Annotated in this window: 1 pseudogene; it reads right to left on the reverse strand. The window is 47.6% G+C overall.

The features are described from left to right. Position 1 precedes the first annotated feature (1 nt). Positions 2–370 (reverse strand): annotated as a pseudogene (locus KDM89_RS20355) (transporter substrate-binding domain-containing protein); the annotation flags it as partial.

Raw genomic sequence — 370 nt, forward strand, 5'->3', positions numbered from 1 at the left:
TTTATTTTTTTGCTTTTTTCAGAACAGCTTTCTGTGCTTCCGGTACCGCTGCATAGGCAGATGGCTCACCGGAGTCAGTCGGCTTGGCGATTACTGCTTTCAACTGATCAGACATCGGCAAGTTCAGTGAAATGCCTTTTGGTGGTATCGGTTGCAGGAACCACTTATGGTAGATACGGTTGATATCACCCGAAGTCAGTACATTGCTGATCGCAGTATCGACTGCTTTTTTGAACGCTGCGTCCTCTTTGCGCAGCATGATGCCGTAAGGCTCAACCGACAAAGCTTCTTTGCTGATTTCATAGTCACCTGGCGACTTAGAGTTAGCTGCCTGAGAAATCAACAGGATGTCATCCATCACCCATGCCAC

This window comes from Cognatundibacterium luofuense (assembly GCF_018139685.1).
In the GTDB taxonomy this organism is placed as follows: domain Bacteria; phylum Pseudomonadota; class Gammaproteobacteria; order Burkholderiales; family Burkholderiaceae_D; genus Undibacterium; species Undibacterium luofuense.